Source organism: Acinetobacter sp. WC-743, from assembly GCF_000335555.1.
GTDB classification, from domain to species: Bacteria; Pseudomonadota; Gammaproteobacteria; order Pseudomonadales; family Moraxellaceae; genus Acinetobacter; species Acinetobacter bereziniae.
Genome location: NZ_AMFQ01000013.1, coordinates 1 through 20,904 on the forward strand (window position 1 = coordinate 1; position 20,904 = coordinate 20,904).

Consider the following 20,904-nt stretch of genomic DNA (forward strand, 5'->3'; position numbering starts at 1 on the left):
AACATTGTGCCAACACAAATCGCAACGATTACAGGTGTAAATGACAATGTCGTCCCAAATACGGGTCATATAGATAACGCTGGATATAGTAATGACACATCACCACAAATTTTAGGTGAAATTAGTGCTGTTTTAGGTGCAACAGAAGTCGTTGCGATTTATCGGAATGATGGTAATACAAATATTAGAGTTGGAACGGCAACCATTACAGGTACTGGCACAACTTGGGTATTTGATGATAGTGGTTTAAGTGATGGCATAAGTTACACCTATACTGCACGTGTAGAAGATGGTGCTGGTAATCAGGCGAATTTATCAAATGCATATGTATTGAACATAGATACAACCCCACCTTCAGCAAGTACAACGATTAATATCGTTTCGATTACTGATGACACTGGGCTGAATACAACCGATTTTATTACCAATGATACCAGTCTGACAATTAACGGTACGGTTGGAACTTTGGCAGTGGGTGAAACTGCACAAATCAGTATTGATGGCGGTTTGAATTGGATTGATCTGACTGTAAATGCAGGAACATGGCATTATGAGGATACTCGGATACTTTTTGAAGGAGAATATACTTATCAAGTACGTGTAGTTGATGCAGCTGGAAATATTGGTCAGAGTGATGATCAGATAGTGATTGTTGATTTAACAGGACCTTCAGTCAGCACTTTATTGAATATTACATCTATCAGCACAGACAGTGGGACGAGTTCGACGGATTTTATCACCAATGACGAATCAATTACCGTGAATGGTGTTGTCGGTACATTGGCAGCAGATGAACAAGTTCAAATAAGTGTGGATGGTATCAATTGGGTAAATTTAATCGTTATAGGAGGTACATGGAGTTACCAAGACCCTCGGGTTTTAAACACAGATGGTGATTATACATATCAGGTTCGTATTGTTGATATTGCAGGTAATATTGGTGCAACAGACAGCCAAACAATACAAATAGATACGGCTGCTCCAACACAGAATGCATTTATTAATAGTTATATAGATTTAGTTGCCCCTAATACAGGATTAATGGGAGACAATACAGAAACCAACGATACTACCCCGACATTAATTGGCTCGGTCTCTGCTGGGGTGCAAGCGGGCGATATTCTTGAGTTATATGAAAATGGTACATGGATCGCATCGATTACATTGAGTGCTGGTGATACCACTTGGACGTATTCATTGTCTGGTTTGAGCAACGGTGTGACTTATCAATATACTGTTCGTATTGTTGATATTGCTGGTAATACAGGTGTGATGTCACCTACGTTTACATTAACTGTTGATACTATGGCGCCGACTACAACTGTTAGTATCGACAGCTATACAGATGATGTAGGTCTTTTTCAAGGAAATTATAATAACAATACAACAACGGATGACACCACACCGCTCTTAAAAGGTACTTTGAGTAGTGCTTTAAGTTCAGGGGAGGTTGTTGAAATTTATGATGATAGTAATGCGCTGCTAGGTGTTGCTGTTGTTGATGCTACAGGAACAGGATGGAGTTTCCAATTACCATCACTGAGCAATGGAAGTTACACTTATTATGCAGTCGTTGTTGATGCGGCAGGTAATCATGGGACAAATTCTGCGAACTTCACACTGACAATTGATACGCTTGCACCCACCCAGACCACTACTATTGACAGTTTCACTGATGATTTGGGCACGAATACTGGAGATTATCCAAGTGGCTCACATACCGATGATACAGCGCCTCGGTTAAATGGAACCATCAGTGGTGGTGCATTGGCTGCAACGGATGTTGTCCTCGTTTATGAAGGGACAACACAAATAGGTGTTGCAACCTTAAATGCCAGTCGCACAGCTTGGACCTTTGATGTTGCAGGTTTAGTGAATGGTGACAATAAAAATTATACAGCAGTTGTTGCGGATGCGGCGGGGAATTTAGGAACTTTTTCATCTCCAGCATTTAGAATAATTGTTGATAATGTGGCGCCAACACAAACCGCAAGCATCACCAGTTATGTTGATTTTGCTGGTCCTGTTATTGGAATCTTTGGCAATGGTACAACAACGGATGATACTAAGCCTACATTGAATGGTACACTGAGTAGCTTAATTCCAGCGGGTACAGAAATTCGTATTTATGAAGGTTCTGTTTTTATTGGTGTGGCTATGACTACAGGTGGTACAAGTTGGTTTTTCGAATTACCTACATTAGCCGATCCAAGTACCCACACTTATACAGCCAGAGTTGCAGACGAAGCAGGTAATGAATCTCCTGCATCAGCACCATTTACCCTGACAGTTGACTCCACTGTATTACCTGAAGCTATCAATATTAATGCTTTTAACGACAATTATGGCGAAAATATGGGGTATTATTCATCAGGTAGTCAGACTGATGATACCTCGCCAGAATTAATAGGAGTTTTAGGCGCTGCATTGAACCCTGGAGACAAAGTATTGGTGTATCAAGTTGATCCAGTACTGGGTACACCAACACTGTTAGGGGAAGCAGATGTTTTTGAAACGTCTTGGAGTTACGTGCTCTCTGGCTTAAGTGATGGTCGTTATTATTACCGTGCAGAGGTGGTGAACAGTTTTAATAGTGTGTTAGCACAATCCAATTTACTGGACTTGATTGTAGACACGATTGCACCGACAGAGGTTCCATCAATCACTGTTTATAATGATACTGTAGGATTATTTCAAGGTGATTTTATCAGTGGTACAACGACTGATGATACGCACGCGCTTTTAAAAGGAACACTTGATACTGCGTTAATGTCAGGCGAAAGTTTACATATCCATGATAATAATGGCAATTTGGTTGGTATTGCTTCAGTCACAGGCACAACTTGGTCTTTACCTTTATCGTTAGTGACAGATGGTACTTATACCTATACCGCTGTTGTGGTCGATCAGGCTGGTAATGAAGGACCTGAGTCAGCTGCCTTCACATTAATATTGGATACAACACCACCAACTCAACAAGCGATCATTAATAGTTTTACAGATGATGTCATCATGAACACTGGTGATTATGGATCAGGTAGTTATACCAATGATACGCTGCCTGTTTTAAACGGTACACTCAACACAGGTTTAGGTGCCAATGAAGTATTGCGTATATATGAAGGCTCAACCTTTTTAGGTATTGCAACCGTTACAGGTTTAAATTGGACTTTTGAATTTACAAACATTTTAAGCAACGGTAGTCATGATTTTACTGCACGTGTGATGGATGCTGCGGGCAATCAAGGACCGATATCCAACGCCTTTAATTTAATCGTTGATACCATCGCCACCTCACAAACAGCCAATATTAACAATTATATTGATAGTTCGGGTGCTGTTACTGGATTGATGGGGAGCAATACTACGACGGATGATACCACCCCAACCTTGATTGGGGCGGTCACGGCAGGCGTACAAGCTGGTTATACCATTAACCTTTATCAGAATGATGTTTTAATCACTTCAATCGTATTAGCAAATGGTCAGACTTCATGGAGTTATACACCGAATATCTTAGGTTTTGGCACATATAATTACTATGTCAAAGTTGCAGATCAAGCGGGTAATGAAGGCACTGCAAGTCCGATCTTTAGCTTAACTGTTGATGCAACAGCCACACTCAGTTCCATCATGACCGATACCGCTTATGGTCAGGCAGGCAATTACTCTACCAATAATGATGCAGTCAATACTGATTTGATCACTCGTGATAGTACACCAATATTGAATGGTACCATCAGTCGTGCTTTGGAAGCGAATGAGCAAGTGACGATTAGTCTGGATGGTGGGAACAGTTGGATTGTGGTACAAACGACTTTGGGTGCAACCAGTTGGGCGTATACTCCACAATCATCTGGTTATACAGTATCGACAATTGTTCCATTACAAGTACGGATTGAAAATACCGTGAATGGAACGCATGGCTCAACCACTACAACGACATATACCGTTGATTTAATAGCACCATCGATGACTTTGAGTAACCCAGACTTTGCCAATCCTGGTACGATCGATGCTGATGGTGACAAAACAATTCTTGCAGGTGCGGTCCAGTTTAACAGTAGTGTAGATGGTACAGCTGAAGTTGGCAGTGTTGTGGCGCTGATCAATGATATAAACAACGATGGTATTTATACAGAAGGTGTCGATAGTGTCCTCAATGTTGCAACAGTCGCAGCAGGTGGAACATGGAATATGTCATTGAGTTTGACAGCAGGTCAGTACCATCTGGGTTATGTCATTTGGGATGCAGCAGGGAACCGTAGTCGTCTAAGCATGACTTCTGATGTAGATGTTGTGAACAACTTGGGTAATGCGCCATATACCAACAGTGCTTTTGGTACAAATGCAACATTGGGTTATGGTAGCAGTATGGTCATTAACACGAATGGGCACTGGACTTTTGTCAATGACCAAGCGGTTTATGCTGGTGCTTCAACGACAAGTTATACCACCACAGCGTTGACACTCGCATCTGGTACGGTCAGTTCATATTCTTTCGGTGATTACAATCTGGATGGAAATATTGACATCATCGGCACAGACAGTGCTGTAACTTCGACTGCCCCGATTTGGACGGGCATTGCTGGCGGAGGTTTTACTGCTGGTAATGTAAATGCTGGACAGCTTATCGCTCGTGGTGGTTCTGTATTCTTGGATATGGATGGTGATGGATATTTGGATGCTGTGGTTGGTGATAGAGGAAACGACTCCTCAGCATTTTTGAAAAATAATAGTGGTGTATTCAGTGTCTATGGACGGGCATCAGGTAACCCGACAGCCACTGGTCTAAATACATTGACCATGGATCGAGAAAATTCAGCAGTAGATTTAAATAATGATGGTAAAGTCGACCTTGCTTTGCATGCCACCACTAGCCAATCTGGGGTGACAGGCGCTTATACATTAAGTTTGTTGCTAAATAGTGGTAGTAGCAGTGCAACGGGTGCGAACTGGACTGAAACACAGGTCATTACCAATGTGTTCGGAGCCGCTAGAGCAGATGATTCGACCACCCCATTATCGATGACTTGGGCAGACTTTAATGGTGATGGTTATCTCGATTTATATTTAAATACAACTCAAACAGGAACCTCCGCCAATAGCAAAATTTTCCTCAATAACGGTGGTAGCTTATCAAGCAATGGAATTGCAATTGCAAATGATAGCCTAGCTGGAGAAGCATCTGTTGCTGTCGACTGGAATGGTGACGGCAAAATGGATGCAATAGAGGTCGATTATACGACGGGTATTGCGAATCTATATACCAATAACGGTAATGTGGCTACGGGATGGGCGACTACGCAATTGGCTGATATGGGAAATAGCACGTTAAATGGTATCGCCGCTGCTGACTATGATTGGGATGGTGATATTGACCTGTTAGCCAGTTTTAATACGAGTACACAGACACAGTTAATCAGCAACACCAACCAAGTCAAAGATGGAACAGCTTTGCATCTGCGTATTGTGAATGCAGAAGGTCATAACGTCTACTATGGTAATACCGTCCAGTTGTTCGATTCTTCGGGGCGTTTAGTATCCACCCAAATCATAAATCCACAATCAGGAAATTGGGTCAATGATGGTTCTGCTTTGGTCAACATTTTCGGATTGGATCCATCACAAAGCTACACAGTCAAATTATTGGCGAATGATCACGGCGTCACGACGACGTACTCATGGAACGTTACTCCAGGCAGTGCGGTTGACGCACAAGTGTTGACCACAACAGCTGTGACCACTGCCAATGCAACAACATTGGTAGGCACTGGCTATAACGATACTTATGTGGTTTCTAATGTGGTAGGGGGCACCACAGCTTATAACGGCGGTGGTGGCTGGAATTTACCTGTTATGAAAGGCGAAAGCAAAACTTGGGTCGCTTCAGGGGGTATGGATATTATTGATTTCCGTAATGCATCTACAGGTGTAACGGTTAATCTGCAAGCTGGTACGGTATCGGGTTGGGGGACGGTTAGTAATATCACCAATGTTGAAGGAGTGCGAGGTAGTGCACAGTCCGACACATTGAGCGGTAATGCGTTTGATAACATCTTTGAAGGTCGTGGTGGGGATGACATTATTAACCTAGGTTCTAACGCTGGAAATGATCGTTTAGTGTATAACCTGATCAATCCTGCTGATCATGTGACTGGAGGGAATGGTACTGATACGATCAATGGTTTTGTGGCTGGGAGTTTAGCTTTTGCGCCGAATTCTGATGCAGATATCATTGATCTGAGCGGTTTATTGACAGCTTATACTGGCACAGCCTATGTCTACTTTGATGCTGGTACTGGAAGTTATATGCTGGATAGAGCGTCTATAGGTTTGTATAAATATTTGCAAGTCAGTACAGTGGGTAACGATACAGTTATTTCAGTTGATTTAGCGGGTACTGGGAACTTCACTACTCCCTTATTGACACTCAAGAACATCAGCTTAAGTCTGGAATACTTATTGGCAAATGGACAACTGTTACTGGGTTCTTCAACTGCCGCTTTAATTCATATCAATGCGCAAACCACTACAGATACTACGCCAATCGTGAGTGGAACCATTCCTTATGGCTTAAATATTGGTGAGGTTTTACAAATAACCGTAAATGGAACGACCTATAGTACGGCAAACAATACTGTGGTCGTAGATCCTATCAATCACACTTGGTATGTGCAATTGCCTGTCGGTGTAGTCAATGTCGGGCGCTATGATGTAGTGGCAAACATCGTGGATGCGAATGGCTCGATAATCATGAGTGATGCAAGTCGTATGGAATTGGAAGTGCTCAGTTCCTCAGGTTCATTGACGCCTGCTTGGGGGGATGCTGATGTTGGTAATGTCCTTGGTGGTGCAACCATGACACTGGGGCAAAATGGTTTATGGTCATTCTTCCAAACCAGTACGACGAGTGATGTTGGAACGATCTATAACAGTACTGGGTTGAATACCTATACCAATGTCAGTGTGACTGGCGGAAGTGGTGGATTGTCAGGTGCATCATTTGCTGATTTTAATCGTGACGGTTTTATGGATATTTTCACAAACACCAGTACAGGTGCTTCACCGCAAAGTGTGTGGACCACGATTGATGGTATCAATTATAACTATCAGGTACTGGTAAGCGGCACATCGATGTGGAATGGTGCTGTGGTTGCTTATGATAAAACAGGCGATGGTTATCTAGATTTTGCTTATGGCGATACAGGTAATGACTCTATGACGTTTATTACCAATACTGCAGGTAGCCTGTCTTTAATGGCAGGGGGCGTGCAGGGTAAGCCTCCAACAGTAACAGGAAATACGTTCTCTGAAGTCGCGGCAGTGGATTTGACCAATGATGGTGCTGTAGATGTGGTTCAGCATACCAGTGGCGCAACGACACCGACAGCAGGTGGTGCTTATGCCTTGACTTTATTGACCAATGTACAAACTGCCAATAATACGTTTACTCAAATCAATGTGGCTGGTGTATTTAGAACAGGTGCAGCGGGTGATCCAGCCTCTGCGACCGCGATGACATGGGCAGACTTCAACAATGACGGTAAAATGGATTTATTCCTTGGTGCTGGTCGAAATGCTGCAAATACCGCGGATAGTACAGCGAGCCGTGTTTACTGGAACAGTGGCACAGGAAGTCTGTTTGGAACAGCTTCTGGGACTGCGGGCGGTCAGGCAACTTACCTTTCAGATACTTTAGATGGTGGTGCTTCAGTCGCAGTGGATTGGAATCATGATGGTAAAATGGATATTGTGGAATTGCCGCGTTCTGGCGTCAGTGCAGTACCAAACCTATATACCAACAATGGGGCAGGAAGCTTTACGCAAAGTACACTGGGAACTGCAATTACAGGTGTGAATGGAGCTTTAGCAGTAGATTATAATTGGGATGGTACAGTCGATGTATTGGCTTATAAAGGCGGTGCGAATACGATCTTATTGCAAAACAACAATATTGTTGCAGATGGTACCAGTTTGCATTTACGTATTTTAGATGCCAATGGTCTAAACGTGTACTATGGCAACACTGTACAGCTTTACAATAGTGCGGGTACATTAGTCGCATCACAAATATTGAATCCACAATCAGGTGTATTTGGTGCAGATGGTTCAGGTATCGTCAACTTCTACGGCTTGAATGCGAATGACAGCTACACCGCTGTATTGATTAAGAGTGTCAATGGTGTATCTCAGGATGTGGGTGGTTCAGCAAGCCTAGGCGGAAACAGCATTGAAAATATTAACCTCAGCTGGGCAGGTTTAACCGCTGGTGCAGCGACCAAAGCTTATGTCTTATCAGGTGAAGCAACGACCAACGTTGCGAATGGTAAATTCATCGGTACTGGTTATAACGATATTTTCTTTGCAACAGCAGGGACAGACAGTTATGACGGTAGTGGTGGAACGGCAGTGGATTTATCTGGCAACAGTAATTGGAGTGCAACTGGAGGTTTGGATACTGTTGACTATAAACTGGCAGGCAGCACTTCATTGACCATTGATTTGTCTAATATGAGTGCTCAAAACACTGGTTTTGGAACAGCGAGCTTTAAGAACATTGAAGCTCTTGCTGGTGGGAATGGGAATGACACGTTTACAGGCAATACAGCCAATAATCAGTTTGATGGGCGTGGTGGTAATGACACCTTTAATCTTGCCAACGGTGGTCAAGATACTTTGTTATATAAAGTATTGTTAGCCGACGCAACGGGTGGCAATGGTACAGATAGTGTGAATGGCTTTAAAGTGGGTACAGTTGAAGCCACAGCTGACGCAGACCGTATTGATCTGAAATCTTTGTTGATTGGGTATACTGCTGATAGTGATGGCGCTGCACATTATGTGAATGGTATTGCAACGCTTGATTCTGGTGACAATATTGGCAGTTATTTACAAGTGTCTCATAGTGGTGGCAATACTGTGCTGAGTATTGATCGAGATGGTGCAGGTGGTGCATATGCTATGACTAATCTGCTTACACTGAATGGTGTAAATACTGAACTGGAAACATTGTTAGCGAATCATCAGATTATCATTGGTTAAGTTCGCTTAGTTAAAAGAGCTGTCATGTTGGCAGCTCTTTTTTATTTATAATTCTCTAATTTCTTGCAAAAATCAAATTGAGTATATGCTTTAACTTAACTTTAAATATGATACATTTAATATAACCTATCACATATTTTTCGCATCTATATTAACCACAAAATTCATCGTAAATTGATCACCTTACTTATGCGATTTTTCTGCAAGTTTTACTTCATACTGATTATTCTATTTGGATTGAATTCACAGCTCTATGCTTTGGATCAAGTTATCGTTATGCCTGAATCTGCTGCGATCGAAAATTTAGAAGGTCAGCAAGACGCTCAACAATCAGATATTGAATTGGAACAAGAGGCTTTATTTCATATTGAAAATCCAGAAAATAGCCTAAGGTACCTTGACGAAATTAAAGATCAAAATGAAGATTTTTTACAACAAAGTGAAATTCAGAAAAAATTAGCGGAAGAGCATGAGCAGCAATTGGCAGATTATTCAATTCTGAGTAACCAATTTTATGAAAATGATCGAATTCGGATCTTTAATTATACAGCTTATAATGTACAGCAATTAAAAACTTCATTGATCAACCCAAACTCAAATAGTGCCTCTGTAAATGAACTTTATCTGTCCTTTGGTTACGGAATTGAGTTTAAGATCAATGCTTTAAATAGAGTGGGTTATGAATATATTTCCAGTTTTCCCTATGATCGAGGACAACTCATACGACTATTTTGGATTCACACATTAACCTATTAATTTAAAGAATATTTTTATCTAAAAATAAGTAGTGTGAATAAATCATGTTGAAATAACTACACGTTGAAACACAAGCTTGCGTTGAACTTCACATTACACAGTTAAGCTTAGAAAATAAGATGAATAGGGCGCTACTGTCATGATGAAGAAAATTATTTTACTCGGTGTTTTAGGTGTTTCACTCACAGGCTGTATTGTTGCACCATACGATGATGATCATCGTGGTGGGCATGGTCGATATGATCATCGTGATCGTGACCGTTGGGATCATCGTCATGATCGTGACCGCGATCGCTATGATCGAGATCGCAATGATCGTGACTGGAATTGGAAAACGCGTTAATTATTGATTGTAAAAATGGGCTGTAAATGCCCATTTTTTTATACGCAAATTGATCAATCAAATTCATGCGATGAATTTATTGTTTAATCATATAAAGCTTTTATTGCCATGCTTTACTTCTCAAGTGTAAATAAATTTGCGCTAGATAGAACAAAATGATGTACAAATTAAATTTGATCAAATCTCCATCATATTATTTTTTTAAACAAGCCTGCTTGTACCACACCAGCTTTGGTTTGTTTTTGCAGTTGCCACGTTGCAGGTAAATTCAATTGATTTAAAGCGCGATCTGCTTCAACATAAATCAATGCGTCATTAGACAAATATGGATCAGCTTTTTGAGCCAATTCTTCCCATAAATTTAAACTATAGGGTGGGTCTAAAAATACCAAATCAAATTGTTCATTCAGGTTGGACAACGCTTGTTGTGCTGTCTGAATTTTAAGTTGGCAATTTTCTACTTTGAGTAATTGAATATTATCTTTTAAAAACTTTGCCTGTTTAAGATTTGGTTCAATCATCACTACATAACGCGCACCACGAGATAATGCTTCAAAACTTAAAGCACCTGAACCTGCACAGAGGTCCAGCACTTTAGTATTTTGAATATCCCACATCAACCAGTTAAATAAAGTTTCTCTAACACGGTCAGGTGTAGGGCGCAAACCCTCAATATCAGCAAAAGGGAGAACACGTCGTTTCCATTCTCCACCAATAATTCTTAATTGGTTTTTCACTTTATTATTCACTGATATCAGCCTCATTGGATGGTGCGGTAGCTGGTTGCGGAGTATTGTTTCTATGCCCTTGAGTATTGCTATGATTCTGCGCTGAATTGGTTGCTGAGTTTGGCTTTGGTTTAGGCATTGCATTTGGATCAGCTGCAAGTGAAACATCACCACTCGGCAATTCACCCGGTTTGATCCCAGCAGTCATTAAACCGCCACTGACCTGATGATTGAGTGGAGCAATTGGATTTTTCTTACGTGTTAATAGCCAATAATCAAAAACTGGACGGGCAATTTTTGCAGCAGAACCCCCATGACGACCATTTTCCCAAATCACTGCAATGGCAATTTCAGGATTTTCAGCAGGCGCAAAGCCAACAAATAGACCGTGATCGAGCTGACGAGCTGTAAGTGCAGCTTCGTTATAACGTTTTCCTTGAGCAATACTCTTGACCTGCGCCGTCCCTGTTTTACCTGCAATTTGATACATTGGTGTACGAATACCACGACCTGTACCAGATTGAATCACGTCCACCATTGCGTCACGCATTTTGACCCAGTCATCATCGGTACCGCTAAAATTGATTTTTCCTGTAGGTGCGTTATGCACAGGATGTTTTTTTGCACCTTTGGATTCGCGTAAAACATGTGGTGTTACATGCGCACCATGATTGGCGGTAATCGCCGTTGCCATAGCAAGCTGTAAAGGTGTTGCAGTAAATGCACCTTGTCCAATACTCACAGAAATCGTTTCACCCTTGAGCCATTTGCTCTTACGGGTACGCATTTTCCATTCTGGGCTTGGATAAAGTCCTGTACTTTCACTCGGTAAATCTACTCCAGTTTTTTCGCCAAAACCAAATTGGCGCATCCACTCGTTCATACGGTCGATACCCATTTGATAAGACAAAATGTAGAAATAGGTATCACAAGAAACGACGATGGATTTATGTAAATTGACAGAGCCGTGTCCTGTTTTTTTCCAGTCACGGAATTTATGCGAGTCGCCAGGTAAATGGAAATAACCTGGATCAGAAATAGCAGTGCCCCAATCCACAGTTTTAAAGTGAATTCCCCCTAAACCTTCCATTGGTTTGATGGTCGAACCTGGCGGATAAGTTCCTTGAACAGCACGGTTATAAAGCGGTTGATCGAGATTATCACGCAAGGCTGTATAGTCATCATGCCCGATCCCAGTGACAAATAAATTGGGGTTAAAGCTTGGACTGGAGACGAGTGCTAGAATCTCACCTGTACGAGGATCAATAGCAACAATAGCACCACGACGATCTTTCAGTTGTTCAGCTGCTACAGTTTGTAAACCATAATCAAGTGAAAGATAGAGATCATTACCACGCGTTGATTCTTTACGACCTAAATGGCGTAGCACATTCCCGTGCGCATCAGCTTCAATAGATTCATAACCTGGAACACCATGTAATAAATCTTCATAAGATTTCTCTACACCGATTTTTCCGATTAAGTTGGTTCCTACATAACTGTCTTTATCAATGGATTTAAGTTCTTTGTCATTGATACGACCCACATAACCAATCACATGTGCAAATAGCTCGCCATGTGGATAGTAACGTGTCATCTGTGTTTCGATATCTACCCCAGGAAACTGAAATTTAACTTCACTGAAGCGTGCAATATCTTGCTCAGTTAAATTCAGTTTTAAGGTGACACGTTCGGTTTTTTTAGAGGTTTTAATACGACTATTAAAACGGTCAATATCTTCTTGACTCAGATTTAAAATAGGAATTAAACGTTGAACGGTACCCTCAATATCTTCGACATCAGCTTTACTTAATGTTGCTGTGAAAACAGGGTAGTTATCAGCTAATAAAATACCATTACGGTCATAGATATAACCACGTGCAGGCGCAATCGGCTGTAAGCGTATACGGTTTTTATCCGATGCTTCACTAAACTCTTGATGATGAAAAATTTGCAGATAAGCATAACGTGCAATCAGTAGACACATAAAAAATGAAACAATACCAATCGCAAAAAAAACACGGCTGCGAAAGATGCGTTTTTCTTGTTGGACATTTTTTAAAGGAAACTGCTGCTTCATACGTCGTCGGCTTTGAATACTGAAATTGGAGAGTGCGAGGGCGAAACATTTTACCCTAGATTGAGGATTAAAAAGTAAAAAACACAAATAACTCGTAAAAATTTATTTTAACTAAATACTCGAACAAATCATGTTCGATCACATGGTGCGGATTTGACCTTAGCGACATTAAATTTATAGTGTTTTGTATATGAGTGCTAAAATAATTCTGTTAAAGTCGAGCATTAAGGATAAAGAACTCGACCCAAGTTAACGTTAGGGGTAATGGAGAAAATAATGAGAAAAATATTTCCCTTATTAATATTAGTCGCTGTAGGAAACTTCGCGCATGCTGATGTTAAAGAATATTTGCCAGATTTGAAGGGAATTTTACCAGAGGCGAAGATTAAGCCTGAGGATGCATCTAAATGGAACTTTGGTGCAGGTGTGACTCAACAAATCGTTCACTTCAATGCTGAGTGGGTCAACCCTTATGGAATTGCCTATACCAAATTAGGTGCTTTTTATAATGGCGACAATGCATTTGCTGGACAAGTGGGTTATCGAATTCCTGTTGCATTAAATGGCACTGACAAAAATGGATTCTATGTGGGACTGTATGGTGGCTCACTTAAAAGTAAAAAAGTAGACGGAAGCGATGAAGTTCAATATGGTGGTGGGGCTGATATCGCTTATGTATTATTGAATAAAGAACGTATAAGTACATTCAGTGTGGGTATGGGTGCAGGAAGTGAACTTCATAATAAAAATGGAGATATGATCTTGGAAACTCGCCCTCAGATACAATTCGCTTATACTTTAAGTGTAGGTTTTTAAAATTTTATGATTTTATACAGATCCTTCGACCGCCAATAGAAATAAATACGAGAGTCATGCATGTTGGAATACGTTAATGGTTTGTGGCACGCTTTTACGGCTAGACCCGATCATCTTGCTATCTTAAGTATCATTCCTGTGACTGCCTTTGTAACTTGGGCACACGTTTGGATGGCACTGAAAATGGTATTCTATCCAATTACGTTTTGGGGATTTCATTTAGGTCCTTTACCCGTAGGTTGGCAAGGCATTGTGCCACGTAAAGCTGGACGAATTTCTGGCATTATCACCGACAATACCTTATCTAAATTGGGTTCTTTGCGTGAATTTTTAGATGCCATGGACCCAGAAGATATGGCACGTATCATCGGAGAACAGGTTGGCTTTGAACTTGAGCATCTGATCGATGAAGTGATGTTGGATCGCAATGCTGTATTATGGGAAAATTTACCTTATTCCATCAAACGTCGTATTTATGGACAAGCACATAAGCAACTACCAGGTACCTTAAAAGAACTTGTGACCGAACTGACCATGAACGTTGAGTCACTGGTCAATATGCGTGATATGGTGGTCAATCAAATGGAAGGTGACCGCCGTTTGATGGTGCGTATGTTTTTAAAAGTCGGTCAGAAAGAAATTAATTTTATTTGGCATATTAGTGCTGTTATTGGAAGTTTTTTTGGTATTTTTCAAATGTTTGTGTACGTTTTTGTACCACAACATTGGACTGTTCCGTTCTTTGCAGCAGTGTGGGGGTTTCTCACCAACTGGATTGCAATCTGGATGGTATTTAACCCTATAGAACCGCATTACATTCGTTACCCACAATTTTTTGAACGTACAAAAAATCGAAAATTTCCATGGATTAAACCTGTTATTCCTCGAATAGGCACATATAATGTTCAGGGCGCGTTTATGAAACGCCAAGAAGAAGTGTCAGAAGTCTTTGCAAGTGTAGTGACTGAAGACCTCATTACGTTAAAATCGATCATGACAGAAATGATGTATGGTCCAAAGAAAGATAAAACACGCCGTATTGTGAAGCGTCATATTAACGAAATTATGGAAACTCCATTGGTTCGTACGTCTTTGCAATTGTCTTTGGGACCAAAAGAGTATGCAAAACTCAAGACAGACTTGATTGATCGATCAATTGAAATTACGATGGTGCCTGTTTGCGACCCAGCGTTTAATGCGAGCCGTGCACAGAAAATTTTTCAAATGTTTAAAGAGCGGATTAGAGAGTTAACGCCGAAAGAGTTTCAAAATTTGTTACGTCCTGCATTTCAGGAAGACGAATGGATTTTGATTGTACTGGGTGGTGTCACTGGATTCTTTGCTGGTTTAATACATTTATTTGTGGCTTTCTTATAAATTTGATGCCATTACGATGATAAGTTTTAATTTGTCATGGCAAACGGTATCATAAATATTGTTTTAAATGAGGATGTTTTTTTATGCGCATTATATTACTCGGACCACCTGGAGCAGGTAAAGGTACACAAGCTCAGTTGATCTGTAAGCGCTACAATATCCCACAAATTTCAACCGGTGATATGCTCCGTGCTGCGATTCGTGAAGGTACTGAATTAGGTCTTAAAGCTAAAAGTGTAATGGAGTCAGGCGGTCTAGTATCTGATGAGCTTATTATCGGTCTAGTAAAAGAACGTATTGCACAACCTGACTGCGTGAATGGTTGTATCTTCGATGGTTTCCCACGTACGATTCCGCAAGCTGAAGCTTTGGAAAATGAAGGCATCACGATCGATCATGTGATCGAAATAGAAGTGCCTGATGAAGAAATCGTAAAACGCCTTTCTGGTCGTCGCCAACATCCAGCATCTGGCCGTGTTTATCATACGATCTATAATCCACCTAAAGTGGAAGGTAAAGATGATGAGACAGGTGAAGATCTTGTTCAACGTCCAGATGATGAAGAAGCAACCATTCGCAAGCGTTTAGGTTCTTATCACAATGAAACTGAACAATTGGTAGGTTTCTATCAAGGTCGTGCAGCTTCTGGAGAAAATGCACCGACTTATAATAAATTAAACGGCTTGCGTGGAATCGAAGACGTTCAAAAAGATTTATTTGCTATTTTAGATAAATAATCCTTTAAGTTAAAACTTGACCTTAAAGTTTTGACAATCGAAGAGACCTGATTCATATTAGGTCTCTTTTTTTGTTAGCGTGACATTTAGCATGAAGCTTTTATTAATTGCCTTGGTCATTATCAGTGTTCTGGTTTTATTGGGCTTGTTGTATATGAGCTTTAAATTGTTACGCAAAGCGCAAAAAGAAGAAATGCAACAACGCCACGAGATGAGAAAAACAGGTGAATACCAAGTTCATCCTCAAGTGGCAGAGGAATGGAAACGACTCGAAAAAATGAAGAAAGATTTGGAAAATAAAAAATAAAGCATCAAGGATAAATACTGAGGGGTAAATACATTCTTATCCATCATGGATGTTCAATATTCAAAACAGATGAGTTTTGCTGATTGAAAGATGTAAGCAAATAATTATAAATACTTTTTCTATCAAGCTACATGTTATATTTAAAGCACACTATTATAAAAAGACGATCAAAATGAAATGGATTGCCATAGCTAAACACAGAAGTGAATATATAGCGCCGATTACTTTTTCAAAGGGGGCTTTGCTAAAGATAGGAGAAAAATATCAAGGCTCGGAGAATTGGGACAATTGGTATTTCTGCAAAGTTGATGACGGATTAGAGGGCTGGGTTCCTGCACAAATCATTGAATGGGTTGATAAGCTTCAAGGCTATGCAAAAGCGGATTATACAGCGAAAGAGTTAAATGTAGATCAGGGCGATCTATTGGTCGGCGAAGAGCAATTAAATGGTTGGATGTGGTGTAGTAGATCGTCTGATGGGCAATCAGGTTGGGTGCCGTTAGAGGTACTCAATCAAATTTAATAGAAATTATACTAAGTCATTATTTTAGCATAAAAATTTTATACTAACGTGAGTTCGACGCAACCATACCTTTAACTTATTGAAAAAAATAAATCTGTGCGGAGTCTTGCTGAGTTTTCATCCATTTTTTGGATCAGCCTGCGGCTCACCGCAAAACTCGTCAACCACCAGCAAGATATTTAATCAGTCGCAGAAACAATATCTTATAAAAGTAGTCCTGCCTCGAACAGTTGCGGATGACGTTTCCGAGTATCATATTTCATCAAGGATTTTTATCGAACTCAGGTGATAATAAAGCAATGATTAATCAAATCTTCAATGCTATCAACGGTGCGGCTGGTTGAATTAAGCCGATTTGATTTCTTTTGTCGCTCCAAACTCAAATTTATCAGGCCAATTGCAAACGTCTGATACCACACATTCATGACATTTTGGCTTGCGCGCGATGCAACAGTAACGACCATGTAAAATAAGCCAATGATGAGAGTCGATGATAAATTCTTTTGGAATCACTTTGATCAGACGATGCTCAACCTCAAGCACATTTTTACCGACAGCAAGCCCTGTGCGATTACCTACACGAAAAATATGTGTGTCAACAGCCATGGTGGCTTGACCAAAGGCTGTATTCAAGACAACATTTGCTGTTTTACGCCCCACCCCGGGCAATGCTTCTAAATCAGCACGATTATCAGGAACTTGGCTGTTATGTTTCTCAATCAAAATTTTACATGCTTTAATGACATTTTCTGCTTTGGAATTATATAAACCAATGGTTTTAATATATTCCTTTAAGCCTTCCACACCCAATGCATAAATTTGTTCAGGAGTATTGGCAACAGGAAATAATTTATCGGTGGCTTTGTTGACACTGACATCTGTTGCTTGAGCTGAAAGTGTTACAGCAACCAAAAGTTCAAATGGTGTGGAATAATTCAGTTCAGTTTTTGGATTTGGACGTTGTTCACGAAGTCTTTCAAAGAAAATTTGAATCTGTTTTTTTGTCATATTTTTTACAGTCATTCACTTTCTCCTTGTAAAACAGATAATTGTCGTAATAATTGGTCAAGTTGATCTTGCTTATTTTGATCGGCTCGTACGCTGAGCTGTTTTTCTAATTTTTTAATTTGTGTACGTAGTTTAGCCAGTTCAATGGTGGTTTTCGCATCTGTAACGATGGGTTTCTTTTGAGGTGCTTCTACGATTTCAATCGTCGGTAAAGACTGACTATTTTGAGTAATCTGTGCAAATAACTCTGTATCAATCTCTGCACGAACTACAGGACCTTTACGATGAATACGCTGTTTTTCTTCACGTTGAATATGCGCATAGTAGCGACTGCGTAAATCATTTTGTTCGAATAGGCGTTGCTCATTATTTGGGATGGGTTGAATATCTTCAACTAAGTCGATGCAGTCTACAGGGCAGGGCGCAATGCACAACTCACAGCCTGTGCAAAGATCTGTCAGTATGGTGTGCATTAATTTTCCTGAACCAATAATGGCATCTACAGGGCAAGCACTTATACATTTTGTACATCCGATACATTCATCTTCACGAATCACTGCCTTCATCCGTTGCGGGCGACCATCGCTTTGAATTGGCCACACACTCGGTTCTGCAATCAGTTTATTTCGATGAAGCAATTCTGCCAAAGCGTCAGCAACAGGTTGTCCCCCGGGAACACATTTATTGGCATCTTCACCTTCCACAATGGCTTTGGCATAGGGTAAACATCCATCACGGTGACCGCAGAGTCCACATTGTGTCTGAGGCAAAATTGCATCTATTTGCTGAATGATGGAGAGAGATGAATTCATGTGACTAAAGACTTTAAGCAAAAATAAACAAGAGCTGGGTAAAAGCGTAGCGATGATGCGGATTTTAGCATGTTTTATGTTGAAAATCTTTGCTCTAAATTAGCGCTAAAAATGCGCTAATTTAGATCAAAATCAAGGTGTATTTTATGGAATAAAATGCCAATAATTAGACTATTTTTTATAGCTTGATTAGAAATTATCATATTGAATTTAAATATTATTTGAAAAAACATTTGAAAAAAGGTTGTGGATTGTCCACAAAAGCGATTAAATACTTTGCGCCAAAATTTATCATTTTATTGAAAAGTTTGACCTTTTTTGTATCATTTTCTGCTGAGGAATGAACGTTGAAATATAGTAGCCTGAATGACTTTTTAAATTACGTAAAAGCACGTGATCCAAATCAACCAGAGTTTTTGCAAGCTGTGGAAGAAGTGATGACCAGTTTATGGCCATTTATTGAAAAGAACCCAGAGTATGCTGAACAAGGTTTGCTTGAGCGTCTTGTAGAGCCTGAACGAGCTATTCAATTTCGTGTTTCTTGGGTAGACGATAAAGGTCAAACACAAGTTAACCGCGCTTTCCGTGTCCAATACAATTCTGCAATTGGTCCATTTAAAGGCGGTATGCGTTTTCATCCATCGGTAAACCTATCAATTTTAAAATTCTTGGGTTTTGAGCAAACTTTTAAAAATGCTTTAACCACATTACCTATGGGTGGTGGTAAAGGCGGTTCTGACTTTGATCCTAAAGGTAAGTCAGAAGGCGAAATCATGCGTTTCTGTCAAGCATTGATGATCGAACTTTATCGCCATTTAGGTTCAAACACCGATATTCCAGCGGGTGATATTGGTGTGGGTGGACGTGAAGTGGGTTATATGGCTGGGATGATGAAAAAACTCAGCAATGACACTTCATGTGTATTTACAGGTAAAGGCTTGTCTTTTGGTGGCTCATTGGCTCGTCCAGAAGCAACAGGTTTTGGTACAGTTTATTTTGCTGAAGAAATGCTTAAAACTCGTGGGGATAGCTTTAAAGGCAAAACTGTCGCTATTTCTGGTTCAGGAAATGTAGCTCAATTTGCAGCAGAAAAAGCAATGTACTTGGGTGCAAAAGTGGTTTCTCTTTCTGACTCGAATGGTACAGTCTATGTAAAAAATGGTTTTACCAACGAACTCCTTGCAGAAGTGATGGAGCTTAAAAATGTAAAACGTGGACGTATTTCTGAATTTGCTTCGAAACATGGCTTTGAATATTTAGAAGGTCAACGTCCTTGGTCAATTCCATGTGATATTGCTTTGCCATGTGCAACACAAAATGAATTGAATGAAGATGATGCCATAGTATTACTTGAAAACGGTGTAATCTGTGTTGCTGAAGGTGCAAATATGCCTTCTACACTTGAAGCTGTTGAAAAATTTGTTGAAGCTAAAATTCTTTATGCGCCAGGTAAAGCATCCAATGCGGGTGGTGTAGCAACTTCTGGTCTTGAAATGTCTCAAAACTCAATTCGTTTGGGTTGGACTTTTGAAGAGGTTGATGAGCGATTACATGCCATTATGAAAGAAATTCATCGTAATTGTGTGAAATATGGTACGCAAGAAGACGGTACAGTTAACTATGTAAACGGTGCAAATATTGCTGGTTTCGTAAAAGTTGCTGATGCAATGTTAGCGCAAGGTGTATTCTAATATAGAGAAGCGATTTTTCGAAATAGATCAAAATTTTTTCTTAAACCGAGTTAAGTGATTAGCTCGGTTTTTATTTGATCAAGATACAATTTTTGTTTAAGGTTGGGTTGTCGTTTCAATAATTGAATCAAACGTATACTGGTATTGAAATTGATCTGCTGCTGGATGCAAAATCTCGGTACGTTTTACTTTAATAATTTGGGTTAATTTAGGATTGTGTGTAAAACCATCAATGCTGTCATAGAAATAACTCGGTTGTTTTTCAAGATATGTTTTTTCTCCTGTTGAATTGATAGTTAATTTGCGAACTAAAAGGCATGTTTGTGGTGCTACGCCTTCACACGGTTTGGTCTCTGGACTAACTTCTAAAAAAATCATTGTCGTTGGCTGTTTTTTAGTTGCATGCTGTTGTGTAACTTGAGTTTCAACAGGGGCTTTGGACTCAGTTTGGGGTTGTTTTGTGCATGCAATCATCAACAAAGGCAAGAGTAGAACAGGGCTTAATTTATAATTCATCGTATTTACCATGTATTGATGTTAAGTAAAAGTATTGATTACAAAGGTAGATCAGCGATAACTTGAATCAGTTGTGATTGAGTATGTTGGTGAATCAATTAAAAGCCTGCTGAATAATTTTAGATTTTTAAATAAGGAATCAAACAATTTAATCTTTTAAATAAG

At 40.0% G+C, this 20,904-nt stretch carries 14 protein-coding genes; 9 read left to right on the forward strand and 5 right to left on the reverse strand.

Going from position 1 to position 20,904, the window contains the following annotated elements; all coding sequences use genetic code 11:
- Window positions 1-6 precede the first annotated feature (6 nt).
- The 3 genes from ACINWC743_RS01695 (at window position 7) to ACINWC743_RS01705 (ending at window position 10,144) form a co-directional block, all read left to right on the forward strand.
- Window positions 7-9,045: a beta strand repeat-containing protein gene (locus ACINWC743_RS01695; RefSeq protein ID WP_009584192.1), complete on the forward strand. Its 9,039-nt coding sequence runs from the start codon at window positions 7-9 to the stop codon at window positions 9,043-9,045.
- Between the two features lie 276 nt (window positions 9,046-9,321).
- Window positions 9,322-9,801 (forward strand): hypothetical protein, encoded by a 480-nt coding sequence (locus ACINWC743_RS01700; protein ID WP_227510943.1) that lies wholly within the window; start codon window positions 9,322-9,324, stop codon window positions 9,799-9,801.
- A 139-nt stretch (window positions 9,802-9,940) separates the two neighbouring features.
- On the forward strand, window positions 9,941-10,144 hold the full coding sequence (locus tag ACINWC743_RS01705) for a hypothetical protein (protein WP_005032919.1): 204 nt from the start codon (window positions 9,941-9,943) through the stop codon (window positions 10,142-10,144).
- 188 nt (window positions 10,145-10,332) lie between these two features.
- Here ACINWC743_RS01705 and rsmD read toward each other — a convergent pair whose 3' ends face one another.
- Both rsmD and mrdA read right to left on the reverse strand, forming a co-directional pair.
- Window positions 10,333-10,881 (reverse strand): 16S rRNA (guanine(966)-N(2))-methyltransferase RsmD, encoded by a 549-nt coding sequence (gene rsmD, locus ACINWC743_RS01710; RefSeq protein ID WP_035300050.1) that lies wholly within the window; start codon window positions 10,879-10,881, stop codon window positions 10,333-10,335.
- 4 nt (window positions 10,882-10,885) lie between these two features.
- On the reverse strand, window positions 10,886-12,952 hold the full coding sequence (gene mrdA, locus ACINWC743_RS01715; protein WP_009584195.1) for a penicillin-binding protein 2: 2,067 nt from the start codon (window positions 12,950-12,952) through the stop codon (window positions 10,886-10,888).
- A 276-nt stretch (window positions 12,953-13,228) separates the two neighbouring features.
- Here mrdA and ACINWC743_RS01720 point away from each other — a divergent pair, with 276 nt between their 5' ends.
- The 5 genes from ACINWC743_RS01720 to ACINWC743_RS01740 all read left to right on the forward strand — a co-directional run bounded on the left by ACINWC743_RS01720 (window position 13,229) and on the right by ACINWC743_RS01740 (window position 16,712).
- Window positions 13,229-13,768, forward strand: a complete 540-nt coding sequence (locus tag ACINWC743_RS01720) for a hypothetical protein (protein WP_005032911.1) — start codon at window positions 13,229-13,231, stop codon at window positions 13,766-13,768.
- A 60-nt stretch (window positions 13,769-13,828) separates the two neighbouring features.
- Complete coding sequence (locus ACINWC743_RS01725) at window positions 13,829-15,145, forward strand: membrane protein (RefSeq protein WP_005032908.1); 1,317 nt, start codon at window positions 13,829-13,831, stop codon at window positions 15,143-15,145.
- A gap of 83 nt (window positions 15,146-15,228) precedes the next feature.
- A complete protein-coding gene (gene adk, locus ACINWC743_RS01730) occupies window positions 15,229-15,882 on the forward strand; it encodes an adenylate kinase (protein WP_004829407.1) in 654 nt (217 codons plus the stop codon).
- Between the two features lie 91 nt (window positions 15,883-15,973).
- On the forward strand, window positions 15,974-16,189 hold the full coding sequence (locus tag ACINWC743_RS01735) for a hypothetical protein (RefSeq protein WP_005032906.1): 216 nt from the start codon (window positions 15,974-15,976) through the stop codon (window positions 16,187-16,189).
- Between the two features lie 172 nt (window positions 16,190-16,361).
- Window positions 16,362-16,712, forward strand: a complete 351-nt coding sequence (locus tag ACINWC743_RS01740) for an SH3 domain-containing protein (protein WP_005032904.1) — start codon at window positions 16,362-16,364, stop codon at window positions 16,710-16,712.
- Between the two features lie 345 nt (window positions 16,713-17,057).
- Here ACINWC743_RS01740 and nth read toward each other — a convergent pair whose 3' ends face one another.
- Both nth and ACINWC743_RS01750 read right to left on the reverse strand, forming a co-directional pair.
- Window positions 17,058-17,735, reverse strand: a complete 678-nt coding sequence (gene nth / locus ACINWC743_RS01745) for an endonuclease III (RefSeq protein WP_005032902.1) — start codon at window positions 17,733-17,735, stop codon at window positions 17,058-17,060.
- Window positions 17,732-18,532, reverse strand: a complete 801-nt coding sequence (locus tag ACINWC743_RS01750) for an RnfABCDGE type electron transport complex subunit B (protein ID WP_005032899.1) — start codon at window positions 18,530-18,532, stop codon at window positions 17,732-17,734. Before ACINWC743_RS01750 ends, nth begins: the two co-directional genes overlap by 4 nt.
- Window positions 18,533-18,879: 347 nt before the next feature.
- Here ACINWC743_RS01750 and gdhA point away from each other — a divergent pair, with 347 nt between their 5' ends.
- Complete coding sequence (gdhA, locus tag ACINWC743_RS01755) at window positions 18,880-20,223, forward strand: NADP-specific glutamate dehydrogenase (protein WP_005032897.1); 1,344 nt, start codon at window positions 18,880-18,882, stop codon at window positions 20,221-20,223.
- Window positions 20,224-20,319: 96 nt separating this feature from the next.
- On the opposite strand, the gene ACINWC743_RS01760 is transcribed toward gdhA, so the two are convergent.
- A complete protein-coding gene (locus ACINWC743_RS01760; RefSeq protein WP_009584219.1) occupies window positions 20,320-20,739 on the reverse strand; it encodes a DUF4377 domain-containing protein in 420 nt (139 codons plus the stop codon).
- Between the last annotated feature and the right edge of the window lie 165 nt (window positions 20,740-20,904).

Excerpts from the sequence above, each read along its gene's own strand:
- ACINWC743_RS01735 (WP_005032906.1), top strand. The coding sequence starts at position 15,974 with ATGAAGCTTTTATTAATTGCCTTGGTCATTATCAGTGTTCTGGTTTTA.
- adk (WP_004829407.1), top strand. The coding sequence starts at position 15,229 with ATGCGCATTATATTACTCGGACCACCTGGAGCAGGTAAAGGTACACAA.
- ACINWC743_RS01705 (WP_005032919.1), top strand. The coding sequence starts at position 9,941 with ATGATGAAGAAAATTATTTTACTCGGTGTTTTAGGTGTTTCACTCACA.
- ACINWC743_RS01760 (WP_009584219.1), bottom strand. The coding sequence starts at position 20,739 with ATGAATTATAAATTAAGCCCTGTTCTACTCTTGCCTTTGTTGATGATT.
- nth (WP_005032902.1), bottom strand. The coding sequence starts at position 17,735 with ATGACTGTAAAAAATATGACAAAAAAACAGATTCAAATTTTCTTTGAA.
- ACINWC743_RS01725 (WP_005032908.1), top strand. The coding sequence starts at position 13,829 with ATGTTGGAATACGTTAATGGTTTGTGGCACGCTTTTACGGCTAGACCC.
- ACINWC743_RS01750 (WP_005032899.1), bottom strand. The coding sequence starts at position 18,532 with ATGAATTCATCTCTCTCCATCATTCAGCAAATAGATGCAATTTTGCCT.
- ACINWC743_RS01700 (WP_227510943.1), top strand. The coding sequence starts at position 9,322 with ATGCCTGAATCTGCTGCGATCGAAAATTTAGAAGGTCAGCAAGACGCT.
- ACINWC743_RS01720 (WP_005032911.1), top strand. The coding sequence starts at position 13,229 with ATGAGAAAAATATTTCCCTTATTAATATTAGTCGCTGTAGGAAACTTC.
- ACINWC743_RS01740 (WP_005032904.1), top strand. The coding sequence starts at position 16,362 with ATGAAATGGATTGCCATAGCTAAACACAGAAGTGAATATATAGCGCCG.
- mrdA (WP_009584195.1), bottom strand. The coding sequence starts at position 12,952 with ATGAAGCAGCAGTTTCCTTTAAAAAATGTCCAACAAGAAAAACGCATC.